Origin of the sequence: Bosea sp. RAC05 (genome assembly GCF_001713455.1) — a bacterium.
Taxonomy (GTDB): domain Bacteria; phylum Pseudomonadota; class Alphaproteobacteria; order Rhizobiales; family Beijerinckiaceae; genus Allobosea.
Genome location: NZ_CP016464.1, coordinates 1,845,909 through 1,863,997 on the forward strand (window position 1 = coordinate 1,845,909; position 18,089 = coordinate 1,863,997).

The 18,089-nt window shown below is 68.6% G+C and carries 17 protein-coding genes and 1 pseudogene; 9 read left to right on the plus strand and 9 right to left on the minus strand.

The features are described from left to right. Window position 1: 1 nt before the first annotated feature. From phnD to groES, 3 genes are all read right to left on the minus strand, one after another. Window positions 2–931, minus strand: a complete 930-nt coding sequence (phnD, locus tag BSY19_RS12170) for a phosphate/phosphite/phosphonate ABC transporter substrate-binding protein (protein WP_069054406.1) — start codon at window positions 929–931, stop codon at window positions 2–4. 174 nt (window positions 932–1,105) lie between these two features. Further along, a complete protein-coding gene (gene groL / locus BSY19_RS12175) occupies window positions 1,106–2,743 on the minus strand; it encodes a chaperonin GroEL (RefSeq protein WP_069054407.1) in 1,638 nt (545 codons plus the stop codon). A gap of 48 nt (window positions 2,744–2,791) precedes the next feature. Continuing rightward, window positions 2,792–3,079 carry a co-chaperone GroES gene (groES, locus tag BSY19_RS12180; protein WP_069054408.1) on the minus strand — a complete coding sequence of 96 codons (288 nt, stop codon included), beginning with the start codon at window positions 3,077–3,079 and terminating at the stop codon, window positions 2,792–2,794. A gap of 248 nt (window positions 3,080–3,327) precedes the next feature. On the opposite strand from groES, the gene BSY19_RS12185 reads away from it, so the two are divergent. Further along, entirely contained in the window at window positions 3,328–3,795 is a 468-nt protein-coding gene (locus BSY19_RS12185) for a MarR family winged helix-turn-helix transcriptional regulator (RefSeq protein WP_083247558.1), read from the plus strand. Window positions 3,796–3,859: 64 nt separating this feature from the next. Then, complete coding sequence (locus BSY19_RS12190; RefSeq protein WP_069054409.1) at window positions 3,860–4,339, plus strand: PaaI family thioesterase; 480 nt, start codon at window positions 3,860–3,862, stop codon at window positions 4,337–4,339. Window positions 4,340–4,345: 6 nt separating this feature from the next. On the opposite strand, the gene BSY19_RS12195 is transcribed toward BSY19_RS12190, so the two are convergent. The 3 genes from BSY19_RS12195 to BSY19_RS12205 form a co-directional block, all read right to left on the minus strand. After that, a complete protein-coding gene (locus tag BSY19_RS12195) occupies window positions 4,346–5,188 on the minus strand; it encodes a DMT family transporter (RefSeq protein ID WP_069054410.1) in 843 nt (280 codons plus the stop codon). After that, the gene (locus BSY19_RS12200) at window positions 5,185–5,685 is read right to left on the minus strand and encodes a GNAT family N-acetyltransferase (RefSeq protein WP_069054411.1); all 501 of its coding nucleotides are present in this window, start codon (window positions 5,683–5,685) and stop codon (window positions 5,185–5,187) included. Before BSY19_RS12200 ends, BSY19_RS12195 begins: the two co-directional genes overlap by 4 nt. Window positions 5,686–5,781: 96 nt before the next feature. Then, the gene (locus BSY19_RS12205; protein WP_069054412.1) at window positions 5,782–6,222 is read right to left on the minus strand and encodes a BLUF domain-containing protein; all 441 of its coding nucleotides are present in this window, start codon (window positions 6,220–6,222) and stop codon (window positions 5,782–5,784) included. Window positions 6,223–6,472: 250 nt separating this feature from the next. Between BSY19_RS12205 and BSY19_RS12210 the strand changes: the two genes are divergently transcribed. Together BSY19_RS12210 and BSY19_RS12215 are read left to right on the plus strand one after the other, a co-directional pair. Further along, window positions 6,473–7,900, plus strand: coding sequence for a lipopolysaccharide biosynthesis protein (locus BSY19_RS12210; RefSeq protein WP_069054413.1), 1,428 nt, complete (start codon window positions 6,473–6,475; stop codon window positions 7,898–7,900). 181 nt (window positions 7,901–8,081) lie between these two features. After that, window positions 8,082–8,876, plus strand: coding sequence for a L,D-transpeptidase (locus BSY19_RS12215; protein WP_083247559.1), 795 nt, complete (start codon window positions 8,082–8,084; stop codon window positions 8,874–8,876). Window positions 8,877–8,958: 82 nt separating this feature from the next. Here BSY19_RS12215 and BSY19_RS12220 read toward each other — a convergent pair whose 3' ends face one another. Together BSY19_RS12220 and BSY19_RS12225 are read right to left on the minus strand one after the other, a co-directional pair. Continuing rightward, window positions 8,959–9,750 (minus strand): DUF2076 domain-containing protein, encoded by a 792-nt coding sequence (locus BSY19_RS12220; protein ID WP_069057039.1) that lies wholly within the window; start codon window positions 9,748–9,750, stop codon window positions 8,959–8,961. Between the two features lie 119 nt (window positions 9,751–9,869). After that, window positions 9,870–10,640, minus strand: a complete 771-nt coding sequence (locus tag BSY19_RS12225; RefSeq protein ID WP_069057040.1) for a L,D-transpeptidase — start codon at window positions 10,638–10,640, stop codon at window positions 9,870–9,872. 527 nt (window positions 10,641–11,167) lie between these two features. Between BSY19_RS12225 and BSY19_RS12230 the strand changes: the two genes are divergently transcribed. Continuing rightward, entirely contained in the window at window positions 11,168–13,174 is a 2,007-nt protein-coding gene (locus tag BSY19_RS12230) for a methyl-accepting chemotaxis protein (RefSeq protein ID WP_069054414.1), read from the plus strand. 205 nt (window positions 13,175–13,379) lie between these two features. After that, window positions 13,380–14,609 carry a Zn-dependent hydrolase gene (locus BSY19_RS12235; protein WP_069057041.1) on the plus strand — a complete coding sequence of 410 codons (1,230 nt, stop codon included), beginning with the start codon at window positions 13,380–13,382 and terminating at the stop codon, window positions 14,607–14,609. Between the two features lie 10 nt (window positions 14,610–14,619). Here the strand turns inward: BSY19_RS12235 and BSY19_RS28350 are convergent, their stop codons facing one another. After that, window positions 14,620–14,892 (minus strand): hypothetical protein, encoded by a 273-nt coding sequence (locus tag BSY19_RS28350; protein WP_236840612.1) that lies wholly within the window; start codon window positions 14,890–14,892, stop codon window positions 14,620–14,622. Here BSY19_RS28350 and BSY19_RS28460 point away from each other — a divergent pair. The 3 genes and pseudogenes from BSY19_RS28460 to BSY19_RS12245 form a co-directional block, all read left to right on the plus strand. Continuing rightward, window positions 14,849–14,971: pseudogene (locus BSY19_RS28460) on the plus strand (hypothetical protein); the annotation flags it as partial. The gene BSY19_RS28350 and the pseudogene BSY19_RS28460 overlap by 44 nt on opposite strands. A gap of 128 nt (window positions 14,972–15,099) precedes the next feature. Continuing rightward, window positions 15,100–16,140, plus strand: a complete 1,041-nt coding sequence (locus tag BSY19_RS12240; RefSeq protein WP_250637574.1) for an amidase family protein — start codon at window positions 15,100–15,102, stop codon at window positions 16,138–16,140. A gap of 265 nt (window positions 16,141–16,405) precedes the next feature. Then, complete coding sequence (locus BSY19_RS12245) at window positions 16,406–18,007, plus strand: ABC transporter substrate-binding protein (protein WP_069054415.1); 1,602 nt, start codon at window positions 16,406–16,408, stop codon at window positions 18,005–18,007. Window positions 18,008–18,089 lie beyond the last annotated feature (82 nt).

An 18,089-nucleotide genomic window follows, 5' to 3' on the forward strand; every position in this document is an offset into this window, starting at 1 on the left:
TTCAGCCGCCGGGCTTCTGCTTGCGGCGTGCGTCCAGTTCTTCGGTCACGGCGATGACGTCGAGATAGTCCTCGTGCTTCGCCGGGGCATAGGTCGAGACCTGGCCGTCGGTGAAGGTCCTGAAGACCTCGGGAGCAGCGGTCTTCATCGCCATCATCGCCGCGACGAAGTCGCGCTTCAGGCCTTCGGGCAGATTGGCCCGGGTCGAGAACGGGCTCGCCGGGATCAAGGGGGAGGTCCAGATCACGCGCGTCGAGCCCTGCGGGATCATCCCCTTGTTGGCCAGCCGCTGCACCACGCCGGAGTTTTCGTTGACCTGGAAGGTCGCGACGGCCTCAAACTGGCCGCGCACCAGCGCGAGCACCGAATTGTCATGGCTGCCGGAGAAGACCGTGCCGCTGAAATGCGTGGCCGGATCGAACCCCTGCTTGCGCAGATAATAGGACGGGAAGGCGTAGCCGGAGGTCGAGTTGGGGTCGGCGAAGGCGAAATTCTTGCCCTTGAGATCGGCGACGGTCCGGTAGGGGCTGTCGGCGCGCACGACGATGACGGAAAAATAGCCCTCCTGGCCGTTGTTGTCGACGTCGCGGAACAGCGGCTGCAGCTTGTCGCCGAGCACGCGCCGGCCGAGCGAATAGACGGCGGGTCCGAAGCGCGAGAATTCGAGCTGGTCGGCGCGCATCGCCTCGACGAGGCCGGCATAGTCGCTGACCCGGTAGAGCTTGACCGGCACGCCGAGCGCCTTGGTCAGGTAGTCGATGACCGGCTGGGTGCGGGCCAGCGCGGCCGCTTCGTTCTCGGCCGAGGACACGCCGAAGCGGATTTCCTTGATGGTCTGGCGCCAGTCCGCCTGGGCGAAGGCCGGCAGGGTCAAAGCCGGCAGGGTCAAGGAACCGCCGAAGCCGGCGAGAAGGGAGCGGCGCGTGAGCATGGGTGGCCTCCGGCGAGTGGGAAGGCGTCGTCATGCGCTGGTTCTGCGTCGCTGCCGTTACGGAGCGATGTCGCTGGTGTGACGCAACGGCCGCGCCGCCTGCCTCCGCTCAAAGAAAAGGCCCGGCTTGCGCCGGGCCTTCCCATATTTTCGCTGATAGCGAAGGGGACTGGATCAGAAGTCCATGCCGCCCATGCCGCCGCCGCCCATCGGGGGCATCGGGGAGTCCTTCTTCGGGAGCTCCGCGATCATCGCCTCGGTGGTGATCAGCAGGCCCGCGATCGAAGCGGCGTCCTGGATGGCGGTGCGCACGACCTTGGTCGGGTCGATGATGCCGGCCTTGACCAGATCGCCGTACTCGCCGGTCTGGGCGTTGTAGCCCCAGGCGTAGTCCTTCGACTCGAGCAGCTTGCCGATCACGACCGCGCCGTCACCGCCGGCGTTGTCGACGATCTGACGGGCCGGGGCCATGATCGCCTTGCGGACGATCTCGACGCCGGTCTTCTGGTCGTCGTTCTGGGTCTTGAGCGACTTGACCGAGGAGAGCGCGCGCAGCAGAGCGACGCCGCCGCCCGGCAGGATGCCCTCTTCCACCGCAGCGCGGGTGGCGTTCAGGGCGTCGTCGACGCGGTCCTTCTTCTCCTTGACCTCGACCTCGGTCGCGCCGCCGACGCGGATGACCGCGACGCCGCCGGCGAGCTTGGCCAGACGCTCCTGGAGCTTCTCGCGGTCGTAGTCCGAGGTGGTCTCCTCGATCTGCGCCTTGATCTGCGAAACGCGGGCCTCGATGTCCTTCTTCTTGCCGGCGCCGTCGATGATCGTGGTGTTCTCCTTCTCGATGCGCACCTTCTTGGCGCGGCCGAGCATCTGGAGGGTCACGGTCTCGAGCTTGATGCCGAGGTCTTCCGAGATCATCTGGCCGGCGGTCAGGATCGAGATGTCCTCGAGCATGGCCTTGCGGCGGTCACCGAAGCCCGGAGCCTTGACGGCCGCGACCTTCAGGCCGCCACGGAGCTTGTTGACGACGAGCGTGGCGAGAGCCTCGCCCTCGACGTCCTCGGCGATGATGAGCAGCGGCTTGCCGGTCTGCACCACGGCCTCGAGGATCGGCAGCATCGCCTGGAGCGAGGACAGCTTCTTCTCGAAGATCAGGATGTAGGGGTCTTCCAGCTCGGCGACCATCTTCTCCGAGTTGGTGATGAAGTAGGGCGAGAGGTAGCCGCGGTCGAACTGCATGCCCTCGACGACGTCGAGCTCGGTCTCGGCGGTCTTGGCCTCCTCGACGGTGATGACACCCTCGTTGCCGACCTTCTGCATGGCGGTCGAGATCATCTTGCCGACCGACTCGTCGCCGTTGGCGGAGATCGTGCCGACCTGCGCGACTTCGGCGTTCGAGGTGACCTTCTTCGAGTTCTTCTTGAGGTCGGCGACGATCGCCTCGACGGCGAGATCGATGCCGCGCTTCAGGTCCATCGGGTTCATGCCGGCCGCAACCGACTTGGCGCCCTCACGGACGATGGCCTGGGCCAGGACCGTGGCGGTCGTGGTGCCGTCGCCGGCATGGTCGTTCTGACGGGACGCGACTTCGCGAACCATCTGGGCGCCCATGTTCTCGAACTTGTCGGCGAGCTCGATCTCCTTGGCGACGGTGACGCCGTCCTTGGTGATGCGGGGAGCGCCGAACGACTTCTCGATCACGACGTTGCGGCCCTTGGGACCGAGCGTGACCTTGACCGCGTTGGCGAGGATGTCGACGCCGCGCAGCATCTTGTCGCGCGCATCGGTGGAAAAGCGGACTTCTTTGGCAGCCATGAGAGCTACTCCTTGGAATGCAAACGGAAAGGGAAAGTCAGGCGGCTATCAGCCGATGACGCCCATGATGTCGGATTCCTTCATGATCAGGAGGTCCTGACCATCGATCTTCACCTCGGTGCCGGACCACTTGCCGAAAAGGACGCGGTCGCCCTTCTTGACGTCCAGGGCCACGAGCTTGCCGGCTTCGTCACGGGCGCCGGGGCCGACGGCGACGATCTCGCCCTCCTGCGGCTTCTCCTTGGCGGTGTCGGGGATGATGATGCCACCCTTGGTCTTCTCTTCGCCATCAAGGCGGCGGACCACAACGCGGTCATGCAGCGGACGGAACTTCATGGTTCTGTCTTCCTCTCGGTACAAATTCGATGCGGGCCTCAGGATCCGCCCGCGCGGGTATCTGTTAGCAGTCCCCATGGGCGAGTGCTAACCGATGGCGCGGAGATAGGGCTGCCCCCTCCCGGAGTCAAGAAAACAACCACGGGAATGACGCGCCCTCGGACGCTGATGGTGAATGCGGGGGAGTCCGGACCCGGCTCCAGGACTTGGCGGCTGCCAAGCCGGGCGGAAGGCGCTACCATGGCACCATGACCACCCCCGATCCGTCGCCCGCCACGCCTGAGCTCCTCGACGACATCGCCCGCACCTGCGTCGCGCTACATGTGCGGATGACGGCGCGCGCCGTCACCCGCGCCTATGACGAGGCGATGCGCTCGAGCGGGCTGAAGATCACCCAGTTCGTGCTGCTCTCGGCGCTGAGCACCGGCGCCTGGCGCTCGGTCACCGAACTGGCGGAGCGCTTCGCGCTGGAGCGCACCTCTCTGACCCGGAATCTCCAGCTGCTCGCGGCGGAGGGGCTGATCGAGCCGGTCGCCTGCAAGGGCAGGGCGTCGATCTATGGCGTGACGCCGAAGGGGCGAGCCGCCATCGACGCGGCAATCCCGCACTGGCGCGCCGCGCAGGAGAGGATCGAGGGCGGGCTCGGCAAGGACGACTGGAGCCATATGCGCGACCGTCTCAAGGCGCTGCGGCGCGTGGCGCGCGGAGCCGGCTGACGACGGCTTGACCGAGCCTCGGGCGAGCCCTTATCGTGTAGATACACGAAATTGAGGGCCGGCCATGGCGCGCGACGTCGGAGTGGTATCGCGGGAGACGCTGCTGGCAGGCAGCGGCCTCGATTTCCTGCGCGGCATGATCGAGGGCCGCCATCCTGGCCCGCCCTTTGCCGATGCGATGGATCTCGATCTTGTCGAGGTGGAGGAGGGCAGGGTGGTCTTCACCGGGCGTCCCTCGGCGCGCTTCTTCAACCCGCTCGGCACGGTCCATGGCGGCTGGACCGCGACGATCCTCGATTCCGCAATGGCCTGCGCCACCCATGCGACGCTGAAGCCCGGCGAGGGCTACACCACCCTGGAGATGAAGCTGAACTATGTCCGCCCGGTCATGCCCGAGAGCGGCATCGTGCGCTGTGAGGGCAAGGTCATCCACCGCGGCGGCACGGTGGCGACCAGCGAGGGCCGGCTGCTCGACGCGCGCGGCAAGCTGCTCGCGCATGGCACCGAGACCTGCGTGATCTTTCCGGCGCGGGCGCCGCGGTGAGCCGCCTCAACGCCGGCTGATCGCGATCGCGCCCGCGACGATCAGCACCGCGCCCGCATAGGTGGTGATCAGCGGCACCTCGTCGAAGAAGACATAGCCGAGCAGGCTCGCCCAGATCAGCGCGGTGTATTCCAGCGGCGCCAGACGCGAGGCTTCCGCCCGCGCGAAGGCCGAGGTCAGGGTCAGATGGCCGGCGACCCCGAGCGCGCCCGCCGCGAGATAGATCAGGAGATCGGCGGCGCTCAGCGGCACGAAGACGAGCGCGGCGGGCACCGCCAGCAGCAGGGCCGGCCCGCAGTTCTGGAAGGCGACGATGACCGCGGGATGCTCCTTCAGCGCGATGCGCCGCAGCAGGATCAGGTTGAAGGCATAGGCCACGGCCGAGAACAGGGCGGCGGCCACGCCGAGCCCGGCGCCGCTGACCTGCCCCTGCAGCCGCGGCCAGACCATGACGAGCATGCCCGCCACGCCGAAGCCGAGCGCCTGCCAGATCCGCGCATCCATCTTTTCCTTGAGCAGAACCCCGCCGAGAAGCGCCACGAAGACGGGCGCGAGGAAGGCGAGCGTCAGCGCCTCCGCCAGCGGCAGGACCGAGATCGAGTAAAAGAAGCTGCCCGCCGTCAGCACCACGACCGGCACGCGCACGCTGTTGCCGATCACGCTGGCGCGTGTCGGCACGGGCGGCCGCGCAATGGCGAGCACCACGAGCGCGCAGACGCCGCCCATCGCGAAGCGCATGAACAGCGCCACGATGAAGGAATGCTCCTGCATCTGCGCCTTGATCACCGCATCCATGACGGTGAGCAGCGCGATGCCGAGCAGGGCGCGCAGGGCGGGGCTGAGGCTCATGGCGCGCCGCGCAGGTCGAGCCGGAAATGGAACTCCCAGGTTTCGGACACGTCGGCGAGGTAGCGCTCGCCGGGCCAGCGCCGGAAGCCCAGCTTCTCGTAGAAGCGATGCCCGCGCGCGAAGCGCGTGTCCGACCACAGCATCATCGCCTCGAACCCGCCGTCGCGGGCAAAGCGCAGCGCCTCGCCGAAGAGGGCCTGCGCCAGGCCCGAGCCGCGGAAGGCGGGAGCGGCATAGACCTTGGTGATCTCGACCGCGTTCTGCGCGGGGACCGGCGTGGCGCCGAGCGAGGCGGCGATCCCGCCTTCCGGCGCGTCGGCGACCCAGAGCCGGCCGCCCTTCGCGGCGAAGTGGCTGGCCGGCTGGCGCAGCTCGGGGAACTCCGCCCATTCGAAGACACAGTTCGGGTATTCGGCGAAGCTCGCGGCGATCAGCGCTGCGAGCGGCGCGGAGTCGTCGTCACGGGCCGGGCGAAGGGGAAGGAGCTGGGCGGTCATGGCGCCCTCGCCATAGCCGGCTCCGCGGCCCGGCGATAGCGGCAGCGCCGCCGCCGGGCATTCGGGTCGCGCATGCGAGGCCCATCGGGCGCGACTTCAGCCCTGCGCCGACGTCTGGGTGCTGAGATCCCGAGCCAGGGACACGACCGTCTCGAAGGAAAGCTCGGTCCGATCGATCCGGTCCGGGATGCCGTGAGCGGCGAAGATCGGCTGCTGCTGCGGGGTCCGGCGACAGCCCCCCATCGTCCAGGCCTGGAAGACGCGCTCGCTGATCGGGCGGATGTCGATCACCGCGACGTCCCGATGCCGGTCGTCCTGGGCGATGCGGGCCATCGTCGCGTCGAGCGCCTCGCGGGGCCCTTCCAGGACCTGCACGAAGCTGTCGCGGTCGAAGATCAGGAAGCCGGTGACGCCGGCGGCGAGATTGTTGCGGCGCGACACCGCCAGAATCGCGCGCAGCGCCTGCAACTCGCTGTCGACCCGACCGGCGCGGTAGATGGAGGTGTAGACCAGTTGCTGAAGAGGTGCCGTGTTCATCGATCCGTCTCTGTACAGGGCCGTTGCCGTCCCAACGCGGTCCGATGCCTCAGGTTCGCGGCAAATGATTGTCAAATTGCCAATGCCCGATGTCGCGATGCCGGCGCGCGCGCAAAAGCCGGCCCCTGCTTGGAAAATCGCTTCGCTGCCGCTACGCCAGTGCGGCGCCACGGCGGCGCGGAAGGCCTGAGTCGGCCCCGCCGACACGGCTGGACGACACCGGGGCCTCGGGACGCATGATCGAGACGCGATGACGGTCCTTCTGCCTTTCGTCGTCAACGCCGCGTTGAACTTCGTTCTCGGGCTGCTGATCGCCTTTTTCCTCGGGCCTTCGGAATTCGGCCGCTATGCGATCGGCGCCGCCATCATCGTCCTGGTCAACACCGCGATGATGGACTGGATCAGGCTCTCGGCCGTGCGCTTCTATTCGCTGCGCAGCCGCGAGACCGAGCCGGAGATCCGCGCGACGCTGGACCTGCTCGTCGCCGGCGTCAGCATCACACTCTGCGCGCTGCTCGTCGTCGCCGTGGTGGCGGGGTTCGACCTGCGCCTGCCGGCGATGATGCTCTCGGCCGCCGTGCTGGCCGGCATCGGGGCCGGCCTCTTCGATTATCATGGCGCCATCGCCCGGGCGCGGTTCCTCGATGCGGCCTATGCCCGGCTGGTGATCGTCAAGAACCTGCTCGCCCTCGTCCTGATGGTGGGCGGCGCCTGGCTGACCCGGGACCCGACCGTGGTTCTGCTGGGCGGACTGATCAGCGCGGCCGTGGCGCTGGTGTCCGTCCGGCGCCGGCTGGCCGATGCGCCGCTGTCGCTGAAGGCGGGCCGGGCGGATCTCGCCTGGACCTTCGCGCGCTATGCGCTGCCGATTGTCGCGGGCAACGCGATCTATTCGCTGATCCCGCTGATGAACCGCTCGCTGCTGGCGGGCGCCCATGGCTTCGCCGAGGCGGGCTATTTCTCGCTGGCCTCGGACATGGGCTTGCGCCTGTTCGGAACGCTGGGCGCAACGCTCGAGATCGTGCTCCTGCGCGAGGTCATCCGGCTCGACGAAACCCGCGGCCGGCGCGCCGCGCAGCGTCGGATCGCCGCCAACCTGGTGATCGTGCTGGCCGTGGCGCTGCCGGCAGCCGTCGGCTTCGCGCTGGCGCTGCCGGCTTTCGACCGTCTGCTGGTGCCGCCGAGCTTCCAGGGCCGCTTCTCCGCCTATATGGCGCCGCTGCTGCCCGGCTTCGTCGCGCTCACCATCTTCCAGGCGGGGCTCTACCCGGTCTTCCTGCTCGAGAAGCGCACGCTGGTGACGACGCTGGCGGCGCTGGTCGCCCTCCTCGTCAATGTCGCGGTGCTCACCGCCTTCGGGGCAGGACAGCCATCTGCCTATGCGCTGGCGCAGATGGCGGCGTTCCTCGTCGTGCTCGCCATCACGGCGGTGGCGGCGCTACGGATCCTGCCGGCGATGCCATCTCTGCGGGACTGTGGCGCGATCCTCCTGGCGGTCGCCCTGATGGCGCTGGCGATCTGGCCGCTGCAGGGGCGCCTGCCCGCCGCGGCCGAACTGGCCCTCCAGGTCGCCATCGGCGCGCTGGTTTATGGCGCCGTGATCCTGGCCTGCGACGTGGCACGCTCACGGACGCTGCTGCGGCTGCGGTGGGCGTCCCGCCGCGCCCGCGGCGCCTGACCGCGCGATCGGTCAGGCGCCGGAAACCTTTCCTTCACCCTGTCTTTTGGGGCGATGATAAGGTTAATCCGTCGAATTCGATGGATCGGTACAGCAAAGCTTTCGGAAACCATAAGGATTCACCATTCCTTTTAATCAGGCGCCTCAGGCTTCGCTCCATCGCTGCCGAGGTGTTTGTGTCATGCGTCCCGTTTTGTCCGTCTCGTTGCTCGTGCTCGCAGGCGCGCTGGCCGGCCCAGCGCCATCCCGGGCCCAGGGCTATCCCGATCCGATGACGACCGCCTCGTCGCCGCGTGGCCAGTATGGCGGTGGTTTCATCGAGCTGCTGATGACCGGACGGGACCCGAGCCCGCGGGGAGGCGTGGTCTACAACCGGCCCGGCGCGTCGGCCTATGGCCACAGCGCTCGTCCTGCCGCCGGCTACGAGGCCGATCCCTTCGGCCAGTCCGCCGGCCCCTCGGCCCCTAATGGACGCCGTGTCGCGGCGCTCGGCCAGCCGCTCGAGATGGAGCGCCCGATCGAGCGCGTCATCGACCCCCGCTTCCGCAAGCAGGAGGTCGCCTATGACGGGCCGCACAGGCCCGGCACGATCATCATCGACACGCCCCAGCGCTTTCTGTTCCTCGTCCAGCCGAACGGGCGCGCGCTGCGCTACGGCGTCGGCGTCGGCCGGCCGGGCTTCTCCTGGGCCGGCATGAAGACCGTCAGCCGCAAGGCCGAGTGGCCGAACTGGACGCCGCCGCCGGAAATGCTGAAGCGCCGGCCCGATCTGCCGCGCTTCATGCCGGGCGGGCCCGAGAACCCGATGGGCGCGCGCGCCCTCTATCTCGGATCCTCGCTCTATCGCATCCACGGTACGAACGAGCCGCATACGATCGGCCAGGCGGTCTCCTCGGGCTGCATCCGCATGACCAATGACGACGTCCAGGACCTCTACGAGCGCGTCCGGGTCGGCGCCAAGGTCCTGGTGATCTGAGCCGCGGTCCAGCAAAGGAAAACCCACCCGGCGCGGGCCGGGTGGGTGTCCTGTGATCGCCGGTTGAGACGGCTGCGCCGCGTCAGGCCCAGCTCTCGTCGTCGCCGCCGTCGAACATGCTGGAGCCGTCGTCGTAGCCGGCATCCTGCGCGTCGCCATGGGCGGCCTGCTGATAGCTCGCCTCGTTCGACGAGCCGTCGTCATAGGCGGCGGGTTGCGCTTCGGTGCCGCTTCCCGACGCTTCGCCGGCCGCCTCGGCCGGCTTGGCCTCCGCAGCCTTCGCCGCTCCGCCGCCGAAGGCGTTGCTGAGCACGCTGCCGAGCATCATGCCGCCCGCGACGCCGGCCGCCGTGGTGAGGGCCGTCGCCATGAAGCCGCCGCCACGGCCCGGAGCCTGCGCCGCCGCATTGTTCCAGGGGCCTGGCTGCTGCTGGCCCGGTCCCGGCGGCATGCCCGGTCCCGGCTGAGCACCGGGCGCGGCTGCCATCATGCCCGGGCGCTGGCCCGACCACGCCGCGCTTGCGCCCTCGGGCGCCGCCCGCTGCGGGAAGGACGGCACGGAGCGCGGCCGCGGCGCCGCGGCACCGCCGCCGAAGATGCCCGACAGGAAGCCCCCGTTCTGCGCCGGGGTTTCGGCCGGCTGACGGCTCTCGAGGTCCCGCAGCTGGGCCTGCAGCTCCTCGACCTGCGCCTGCAGGTTGGTCAGGGCGGTCTCCTGGACATAGACCGCCTGGGCCATCGCATAGGGAGCGTAGGGCTGATCGCGCAGCCGCTGGGCGATGTAGTTTTCAGCCTCGGGGTCGCGGGGCTGGTTGGCCGCCTGTTTCAGGCGGTCGAAAATCCCGGCGATCACGTCGCGTTCTTGCGGCGTCATCGTCATCTCCTCTCATGTCGGGCGGCGCGGATTGCGTCGCCTGACGAGAGGTGGGGCCTGCCTGTGACGGTATCAAGGCGCCGCCCGGCTTGCGCAGGTCAGCGCCGGTGACGCCGCCGTCAGATGCTGCTCGGTTCCGAGGTGAACTCGTCGAAGCTCTCGCCCTGCTGCGGCGCCAGCAACTGCCCACGGTTGAGGACGACCACCGTCGTGCCGGTCGGGACGCGGCTGTGCAGGTCGATGATATCCTGGTTGAACAGCCGGATGCAGCCGCTCGACACGGACTGGCCGATCGACCAGGGCTCGGTCGTGCCATGGATGCGGTACATCGTGTCCTTGTTGCCCTGGTAGAGATACAGCGCGCGCGCCCCCAGAGGGTTGTCGAGGCCCGCCTGCATGCCGCCGGCCCAGGGCCCGTTCTTCTCGGGGTCGCGGGCGATCATCGCGGCCGTCGGCGTCCAGCGCGGCCAGGCCGCCTTGCGGGCGACCGTGGCGCGGCCGCGCCACGACATGCCCTGCTTGCCGACGCCGATGCCGTAGCGGATCGCGCGGCCGTTCTCGCGAACGAGATAGAGGAACTTGTTGTCGGTATCGACGATGATCGTGCCCGGCTGCTCGCGGGTGGGATAGGACACCTCGCGACGCAGGAAGCGCGGATCCACCTCCGAGATGTCGGTCGCCGGCAGCGGGAATTCCTCGTCGGGACGCTCGCCATACATCGCCAGATATTCGGCGCTGACGCCGTAGCCCCTGGATGAAGCCACCTCGTAGGGCTGCTGAGGGCCCGTCACGCAGCCTGCGAGCGCAAACGGCATCATCAGCAGGGTCGCTCGCCGCGACGGACGGGCGAGGGAGGCGGGCAGGGAGGCGACGGCGGTCTCGACGGACATGAAGTTGGGCTCTGCTTTATTGATCTTGCGGACGCGGCTGAACAACGGCGGAACGGCACCGGCGTTCCACGATTGACGCCGATGATGACCTTCAAGTCACTTCGCATGGCTGTGGGGTGAACGCGATATGGCGAAAGTGTGGCGGGCCCTCACTGTGGCCGGTCGGCAACAGGGCCTTCGACCGAGTGGGGCGCATGAGAACTGCCCAAGATGCGTTTCCCCTTGATATGGTTTCAAATGGAACCTTAAAGGCGCCCTTTTTGTCCAAAAGTCGCGGTTTTAAGCAATTCTTCATCGGATCGGTTAAGTCTAATTCCAATGTAGGCGAGAGCCGCAGCGGCACTTCCAGTGCCGTGTGTCATCGCCGACCGAGCACTACGCCTGGCCTACCGCTTCTATTGACATTGATTGGTGCGCCTCCCCCCCCCGCGCATGTCGGTTAAACCGGCGCCGTCTGATCCCGGTCACGTTCTGTATTGCGCAGGGTGGGCCGTGTGCCGACGCCGCTTCGAACTCGGATTTCTTCGATGAAAAAGCTTCTTTCGTTCCGTCTTCCCATCGCCACCCGCCTCGCCCTCCTCGGCGTCTTCTTCGTCGGGATCGCCGTGGCCGCCTCCGTCATGGTCTCGCTGCAGGCGGCGGAGAAGGCGATGCGCGAACGGGCCCAGGCCAGTCTCGTGGTCAACATCAACCTGCTGCGCGATCTCGTCGCCGCGAAGGGGGAGCCGCGGCTCGACGGCGACAAGCTCTATTTCGGCAACGAGCTGATGAACGGCAACTTCGCCGCGGTCGACAAGGTCAAGGCGCTCGCCGGCAGCGTGGCGACGATCTTCATGGGCGACGTCCGCATCGCCACCAACGTGCAGAGGCCCGATGGCCAGCGCGCGGTCGGCACCAAGCTGGCGCAGGGCGCGGCCTATGACACGGTGCTGAAGCAGCGTCAGACCTATTCGGGCGCGGCCGACATCCTCGGGCTGCCCTATTTCACGATCTACGAGCCGATCATCCAGAAATCCGATAACCGCGTCATCGGCATCCTGTTCGTCGGCATCAAGCAGGCGGATTTCACCAGCGTCGTCAGCGACATGGTCACCTCCAACGTGATCGCGGGCCTGCTGATCGCGATGGCCGCAGGTGTCGTCCTGTTCCTGCTCGTTCGCCGGATGATGAAGCCGCTCGGCAGCCTCAAGGTCGCGATCGAACGCCTCGCCGCCGGCGACATGGCGACTGCCGTGCCGACGTTCCGCGCCGGCGAATTCGCCGAGATGGCCGGAGCCGTCGGCGTGCTGCGCGACGCCGCCATCGAGAAGGATCGTCTCGAATCGGAGGCCGCGTCCCAGGCCAGCCTGATGGACGAGAATCGTCGCTCCACGGAGCAGGAGCGCCAGGCAGCGGCCCAGCAGCGCCTGCAGCAGGCCCGCGAACTCGAGAAGGTGGTCGACGCGCTCGCCGCGGGGCTCGCCGAACTGTCCGAGGGCAATCTGACCCATCGCATCGGCGGGGACATCCCGGCCGACTATGCCAAGCTGCGCGACGACTTCAACGCAACGGTGGACCGTCTCTCCTCGACCGTCCGCACGATCCAGACGACGTCGGCCGATGTCGGGCTGGCGGCCCGCGAGATCAATATGGGCGCCAACGATCTCTCCAAGCGCACCGAGGAGCAGGCCTCCTCGCTGGAGGAGACCGCGGCGACGACCGAAGAGCTCGCGGCTTCCGTGAAGGCCTCGGCCCAGGCCTCGCGGAACGCCGCGGCGATTTCGGACGAGGCGATGAAGGCGGCGCAGGCCGGCGGCGCCATCGCTGGGAAGGCCGTCGACGCGATGGCCCGGATCGAGGATGCCTCGACCAAGATCTCCGACATCATCCGCGTGATCGACGACATCGCCTTCCAGACGAATCTGCTGGCCCTCAATGCAGCCGTCGAGGCTGCCCGCGCCGGCGATGCCGGCAAGGGTTTCGCGGTCGTCGCCTCCGAGGTTCGCACGCTCGCGCAGCGTTCCGGCGAGGCGGCCAAGGACATCTCGGCGCTGATCTCCTCCTCCAACACCGAGGTCGGCGAGGGCGTGAAGCTGGTGCGTCAGGCCGGCGAGCAGCTCAGCCAGATCCTGGCAGCCTCGGAGCGGGTCGCAGCCACCATCGCGGAGATCTCGGCGGCGTCGGGCGAGCAGGCGAGCGGCATCGACGAGATGAGCCAGGCGGTGGCCCATCTCGACGAGATGACCCAGCAGAACGCGGCCCTTTCCGAGCAGAGCGCGGCCTCGGCCGGTTCGCTCTCCGAAAAGATCAACCAGCTCAACGACCTCGTCGCGACCTTCCGCACCGGTCACGAGCGGGCGACCGCCGCCGCTCCCGCCTACAAGCCGGCCTCCGAACCCGCCCGCCTGCGCCAGCTCGCGGAAGCCGCCTTCGCGCAGACGAAGGCACCGGCAGCGCGCGCTCCCGCGCCGCGCGAGCCGGCTCCGATGCCGGCGGCTCCGGCCCGCAAGGTCGCCAACAGCCGCAGCGGTGATGCCGGCTGGGAAGAGTTCTGATCGGCCGCCTCCCGCCTCCCGGCGCCACGCCGCCTCGCCGTCCAACGGGCGCAGACCTCCAGGTCTGCGCCCGTTGCATTTTCGCGCGCCGGCCTTGTGCCGGCGGGCATCGACAGCCCGGCCTCCGCGCGACTATGCAGGTCTGAGGCATGGCCGCTTCCGGACGGGCGCGCCGATGGCGCGCTGGGCCGCTGGGGAGGTGTCGATGAGCAGCAATCTGAGGGTCGACGGTCCGCGGCTGGTATCACGGCTCATGGCGCTGGCAGCCATCGGTGCGACGCCGGAAGGCGGTTGCCGCCGCCTTGCCCTGAGCGATGAGGACCGGCAGGGCCGCGACTGGCTCGTCGCCGAGATGACGGCGCTCGGCCTCGAGGTGAAGATCGACGCCATCGGCAACATCGTCGGCATCCTCAAGGGCCGGGAGGAGGGGCCGGCCGTCATCCTGGGCTCCCATATCGACACGGTGGGCACGGGCGGGCGCTATGACGGCGCGCTCGGCGTCGTCGCCGGCGTCGAGGTGCTGGCGACGCTGCGCGATGCCGGGCTTGTGCCGAAGCGTGACCTCGCCGTCATCGCCTTCACCAACGAGGAGGGCGCCCGCTTCCATCCCGACATGCTGGGCTCCTATGTCTGGGCAGGCGGCATGAGCGTCGAGGCCGCCCATGCCGAGCTGGACGCCGAAGGCGCCGTGCTCGGCACCGAGCTCCGGCGCATCGGCTATGAGGGGCCCGAACGGCCGGGGTTCCTGCCGGCCCATGCCTATCTCGAACTCCATATCGAGCAGGGGCCGGTGCTGGAGAACGAGGGCGGCGGGCTCGGCGCGGTCACCGGCATCCAGGCGATCTGCTGGCTCGAGCTGACGCTGAAGGGCCGGCCCAGCCATGCCGGCACCACGCCGATGGCCTATCGCAAGGATCCGGGGCTCGCCGCCGCCCGGATCAACGTCTACGCCAACGACCTGACCCGCGCGATTCCCGGCCAGCTCGCCAACAGCGGCGTCATCCGGGTCCAGCCGGCCAACGTCAACGTCGTGCCCGAGACCGTCGTGATGACGCTCGACCTGCGCAATCCCGACGACGCCGCGCTGGCGCGCGCGGAAGCCGCGGTGCGGGGCTACTGCGCCGAGATCGCGGCGCGGCACGGCATCGAGATCGCCTTCCGCGACCTCGCGCGTTTCCCGGCCACGCCCTTCACCGAGACGCTGATCGCGACGGTGGAGCAGAGTGCGGCGGAACTCGGCCTGCCGATCCGGCGGATCATCTCCGGCGCGGGGCACGACGCGCAGATGATGTCGCGGATCTGCCCGACGGCGATGGTCTTCATTCCCTCGATCGGGGGGCTCTCGCACAATCCGGCCGAGTTCAGCACGCCCGACGACATCGCTTCGGGAGCCAACGTCCTGCTCAATGCGGCCTGGCGGACGGCCAACGCCTGAGGCCGCCCGGTCAGGGCACGCTTTGCGGAGCATCAGGAGCGCGCGGTGGCTCCCGGCTTGCTTGGCCGGGCGCGCCGTGACCACAGCACAACCCGGCAAGACGCAGACAGGATAAGCCCATGACGACGATCGCCTCGCTCTCCGCCGCCGAACTCGTCCCGCTCTTCGCGGCCCGCAGCCTGTCGCCGGTCGAGGTCGCCAAGGATTCGCTGGAGCGGATCGAGCGCTTCGAGCCGCAGATCAACGCCTTCGTCGTGCGCGACGCGGCAGCGACGCTCGCCATGGCGGAAGCCTCGCAGGCGCGCTGGCTCAAGGGCGAGCCGCTGGGGCCGCTGGACGGGGTGCCCGTCACCATCAAGGACAATATCGGCGTGGCGGGCTGGCCGATGCGGCGCGGCTCGGCCGTCGCCTCCGGCGCAGCCTTCGCCGAGGACGCCCCGCGGCGGCTCGCCTGCGCGAGGCCGGCACCGTCTTCCTCGGCAAGACGACCATGCCGGAATATGGCTGGAAGGGGGTTGGCGATTCCCCGCTCTCGGGCATCACCCGCAATCCCTGGAACATCGCCACGGGCCCGGGCGGCTCCTCGGCCGGCGCGGCCTCGTGCGCGGCGCTCAACCTGGGCTGCATCCATCTCGGCACCGACGGGGCCGGCTCGGTGCGCATCCCCGCCGCCTTCGCCGGGGTCGTCGGCTTGAAGCCCACCTATGGCCGAATCCCGGCCTGGCCGGTCTCGACGATGGGCTTCCTCGCCCATCTCGGCCCGCTGACCCGCACCGTGACCGACTGCGCGCTTGCCATGAACGCGATCGGCCGCCCCGACATCCGCGACATGACGGCGATGATCGACCGCGCGCCGGACTATGTCGACGGGCTGAAAGGGGGCGTGAAGGGCCTGCGCCTGGCCTGGTCGCCGACGCTCGGCCGCGACGTGCCGGTCGATCCGGAGATCGCCGCACTGACGCGAGCCGCGGCGCTGGCCTTCCGCGAACTGGGCGCGACCGTCGAGGAGGTCGATCCCGGCTTCGACGACCCGATCGAGACCCTGATGACGATCTGGTCGGCGGGGGCTGCCCTCGCGCTCCGCGCGGCGGGGCCCGCCGAACGCGCCCGCATGGACCCCGGCCTCGTCGCCGTCGCCGAACAGGGCGAAAGGGTCGCGGGCGCGGCCTATGTCGATGCGCTGCTGAACCAGCGCAATGCGCTTGCGCACAAGATGGCGCAATTTCATGCACGCTTCGATCTGCTGCTGACGCCGACCCTGCCGCTGCCGGCCTTCGAGGTCGGGATGAACACCCCCGGCCATGGCGCCTATGGCGACGACTGGACCCGCTGGACGCCCTTCACCTACCCCTTCAACATCACCCAGGCCCCGGCGATCTCGCTGCCCTGCGGGCTGACCGGCGCGGGTCTGCCGGCGGGCCTGCAGCTGGTCGGCGCCTTCGGGCGGGACGCGCTGGTGCTGCGCGCGGCGGCAGCCTTCGAGACCGCGCGACCCTTCGCCCGGATCGATGCCCCCGTCGGCACCGCCTGAGAAGGCCGCCATCGCCTGAGGTGCGGGCGGCGGCGCCTTTTCGTGCCGCCGTCGTCATCCTCGAAAAAATATTCTCTCCCGGCGAAAACGGGCGCGACAGCCCCGTGGCGTGGCGAAGCCGCAGGCGGTTCCGTTTGGCACGAAGCGTGCAAGCGGTTCGCGGCCTGCGGAAGGCCTGGCAGACGAGTTGTCAGGGCGGATGTTTTCTGCCCAAACTCGCGCCAAGGTCGCCCGTCGAGAGGTTGCCGTGTCAGGGGAGAGAATGATGGACCGCAGAACATTTCTGAAGACCGCGGCAGGAACCGGCGCACTTGCCGCCGCCGGTGGGCTCGGCTTGCCCGCCCTCGCGCAGGGCGCGGCGGCCTCCAAGACGCTGCGCTTCGTGCCGCAGGCCAACCTCGCGAATTTCGACCCGATCTGGGGTACGCAATACGTCGTGCGCAACGCCGCGCTGCTGGTCTGGGACACGCTCTACGGCATCGACTCGAAGTTCGAGCCGAAGCGCCAGATGGTCGAGAGCGAGACCGTCTCGGCCGACGGCCTGACCTGGACCTTCAAGCTGCGCGACGGCCTCAAGTTCCATGATGGCGCGCCGGTGACGTCGAAGGACGTTGTCCAGAGCCTCAAGCGCTGGCAGGCGCGCGACCCGATGGGCCTGATGATCAAGGCGATCGAGGTCGAGCTGTCGCCGGTCGACGACATGAGCTGGAAATGGGTCCTCAACAAGCCCTATCCGAAGATGCTGCTGGCGCTGGGCAAGAACAACGCGCCCTGCACCTTCATCATGCCGGAGCGCATCGCCAAAACCGATCCCTTCACCCAGATCACCGAGTATATCGGCTCCGGGCCGATGAAGTTCGTCCGCAGCGAATGGGTCCCGGGCGCCAAGGCGGTCTTCGAGAAGTTCGCCGACTACAAGCCCCGCACCGAGAAGCCCGACTGGCTCTCCGGCGGCAAGGTCATGATGTTCGACCGCGTCGAGTGGGTGATCATGCCCGATCCGGCGACGGCCGCCGCCGCGCTCCAGAACGGCGAAGTGGACTGGTGGGAGACGCCGCTGGCCGACCTCGTGCCGGTTCTCAAGCGCAACGCCAATGTCAGCGTCGACATCGGCGACCCGCTCGGCAACATCGGCGCCTTCCGCATGAACCATCTGCACCCGCCCTTCAACAACGTGAAGGTGCGCCAGGCGGTGATGACGGCGCTGAACCAGGAAGACTACATGCGCTCGATCGTCGGCGACGACGACAAGCTCTGGAAGCCGATGGCGAGCTTCTTCACCCCCGGCACGCCCCTCTACACCGAAGAGGGCGGCGAGATGATGAAGAAGAAGAGCGTCGCCGAGGCCAAGAAGCTCCTCGCCGAGTCCGGCTACAAGGGCGAGCCCGTGATCTGCGTGGTCGCGCAGGACATGGCCGCCACCAAGTCGATGGGTGACGTCACCGCCGAGCTGCTCAAGAGCATCGGCATGAAGGTCGACTTCATCGCCACCGACTGGGGCACCGTCGGTGCCCGCCGCGCGCAGAAGACGCCTCCGGGCCAGGGCGGCTGGAGCATGTTCCACACCTGGCATGCGGGCGCTGACTGCGTGAACCCGGCCTCCTACACGGCCGTTCGCGCCAATGGCGAGAAGGCCTGGTTCGGCTGGCCCGACGTGCCGGCGGTCGAGACCGAGGTCACGAACTGGTTCAACGCCAAGGACTTGGCCGAGGAAAAGGCTGCGATGGGGCGCCTCAACAAGGCCGCCGTCGAGAACGTCGTCTATTGCCCGACGGGCTTCTATCTCGGCTACCAGGCCTGGCGGAAGAACGTCTCCGGCGTGACCAGCGGGCCGTTCCCGGTGCTGTGGGGCGTGACCAAGGCCTGATCCGCCGAGGGGGCGGTCTTTGCCCCCGATCGTCTTCGGAGGCGGCGCGCCCGGCGTGCCGCCTCCGGCTCTTCTCTGTGTC

Excerpts from the sequence above, each read along its gene's own strand:
- phnD (WP_069054406.1), bottom strand. The coding sequence starts at position 931 with ATGCTCACGCGCCGCTCCCTTCTCGCCGGCTTCGGCGGTTCCTTGACC.
- groL (WP_069054407.1), bottom strand. The coding sequence starts at position 2,743 with ATGGCTGCCAAAGAAGTCCGCTTTTCCACCGATGCGCGCGACAAGATG.
- groES (WP_069054408.1), bottom strand. The coding sequence starts at position 3,079 with ATGAAGTTCCGTCCGCTGCATGACCGCGTTGTGGTCCGCCGCCTTGAT.
- BSY19_RS12185 (WP_083247558.1), top strand. The coding sequence starts at position 3,328 with ATGACCACCCCCGATCCGTCGCCCGCCACGCCTGAGCTCCTCGACGAC.
- BSY19_RS12190 (WP_069054409.1), top strand. The coding sequence starts at position 3,860 with ATGGCGCGCGACGTCGGAGTGGTATCGCGGGAGACGCTGCTGGCAGGC.
- BSY19_RS12195 (WP_069054410.1), bottom strand. The coding sequence starts at position 5,188 with ATGAGCCTCAGCCCCGCCCTGCGCGCCCTGCTCGGCATCGCGCTGCTC.
- BSY19_RS12200 (WP_069054411.1), bottom strand. The coding sequence starts at position 5,685 with ATGACCGCCCAGCTCCTTCCCCTTCGCCCGGCCCGTGACGACGACTCC.
- BSY19_RS12205 (WP_069054412.1), bottom strand. The coding sequence starts at position 6,222 with ATGAACACGGCACCTCTTCAGCAACTGGTCTACACCTCCATCTACCGC.
- BSY19_RS12210 (WP_069054413.1), top strand. The coding sequence starts at position 6,473 with ATGACGGTCCTTCTGCCTTTCGTCGTCAACGCCGCGTTGAACTTCGTT.
- BSY19_RS12215 (WP_083247559.1), top strand. The coding sequence starts at position 8,082 with ATGCGTCCCGTTTTGTCCGTCTCGTTGCTCGTGCTCGCAGGCGCGCTG.
- BSY19_RS12220 (WP_069057039.1), bottom strand. The coding sequence starts at position 9,750 with ATGACGCCGCAAGAACGCGACGTGATCGCCGGGATTTTCGACCGCCTG.
- BSY19_RS12225 (WP_069057040.1), bottom strand. The coding sequence starts at position 10,640 with ATGTCCGTCGAGACCGCCGTCGCCTCCCTGCCCGCCTCCCTCGCCCGT.
- BSY19_RS12230 (WP_069054414.1), top strand. The coding sequence starts at position 11,168 with ATGAAAAAGCTTCTTTCGTTCCGTCTTCCCATCGCCACCCGCCTCGCC.
- BSY19_RS12235 (WP_069057041.1), top strand. The coding sequence starts at position 13,380 with ATGAGCAGCAATCTGAGGGTCGACGGTCCGCGGCTGGTATCACGGCTC.
- BSY19_RS28350 (WP_236840612.1), bottom strand. The coding sequence starts at position 14,892 with ATGGCGAGCGTCGCTGCCGCGTCGCGCACGACGAAGGCGTTGATCTGC.
- BSY19_RS12240 (WP_250637574.1), top strand. The coding sequence starts at position 15,100 with ATGCCGGAATATGGCTGGAAGGGGGTTGGCGATTCCCCGCTCTCGGGC.
- BSY19_RS12245 (WP_069054415.1), top strand. The coding sequence starts at position 16,406 with ATGGACCGCAGAACATTTCTGAAGACCGCGGCAGGAACCGGCGCACTT.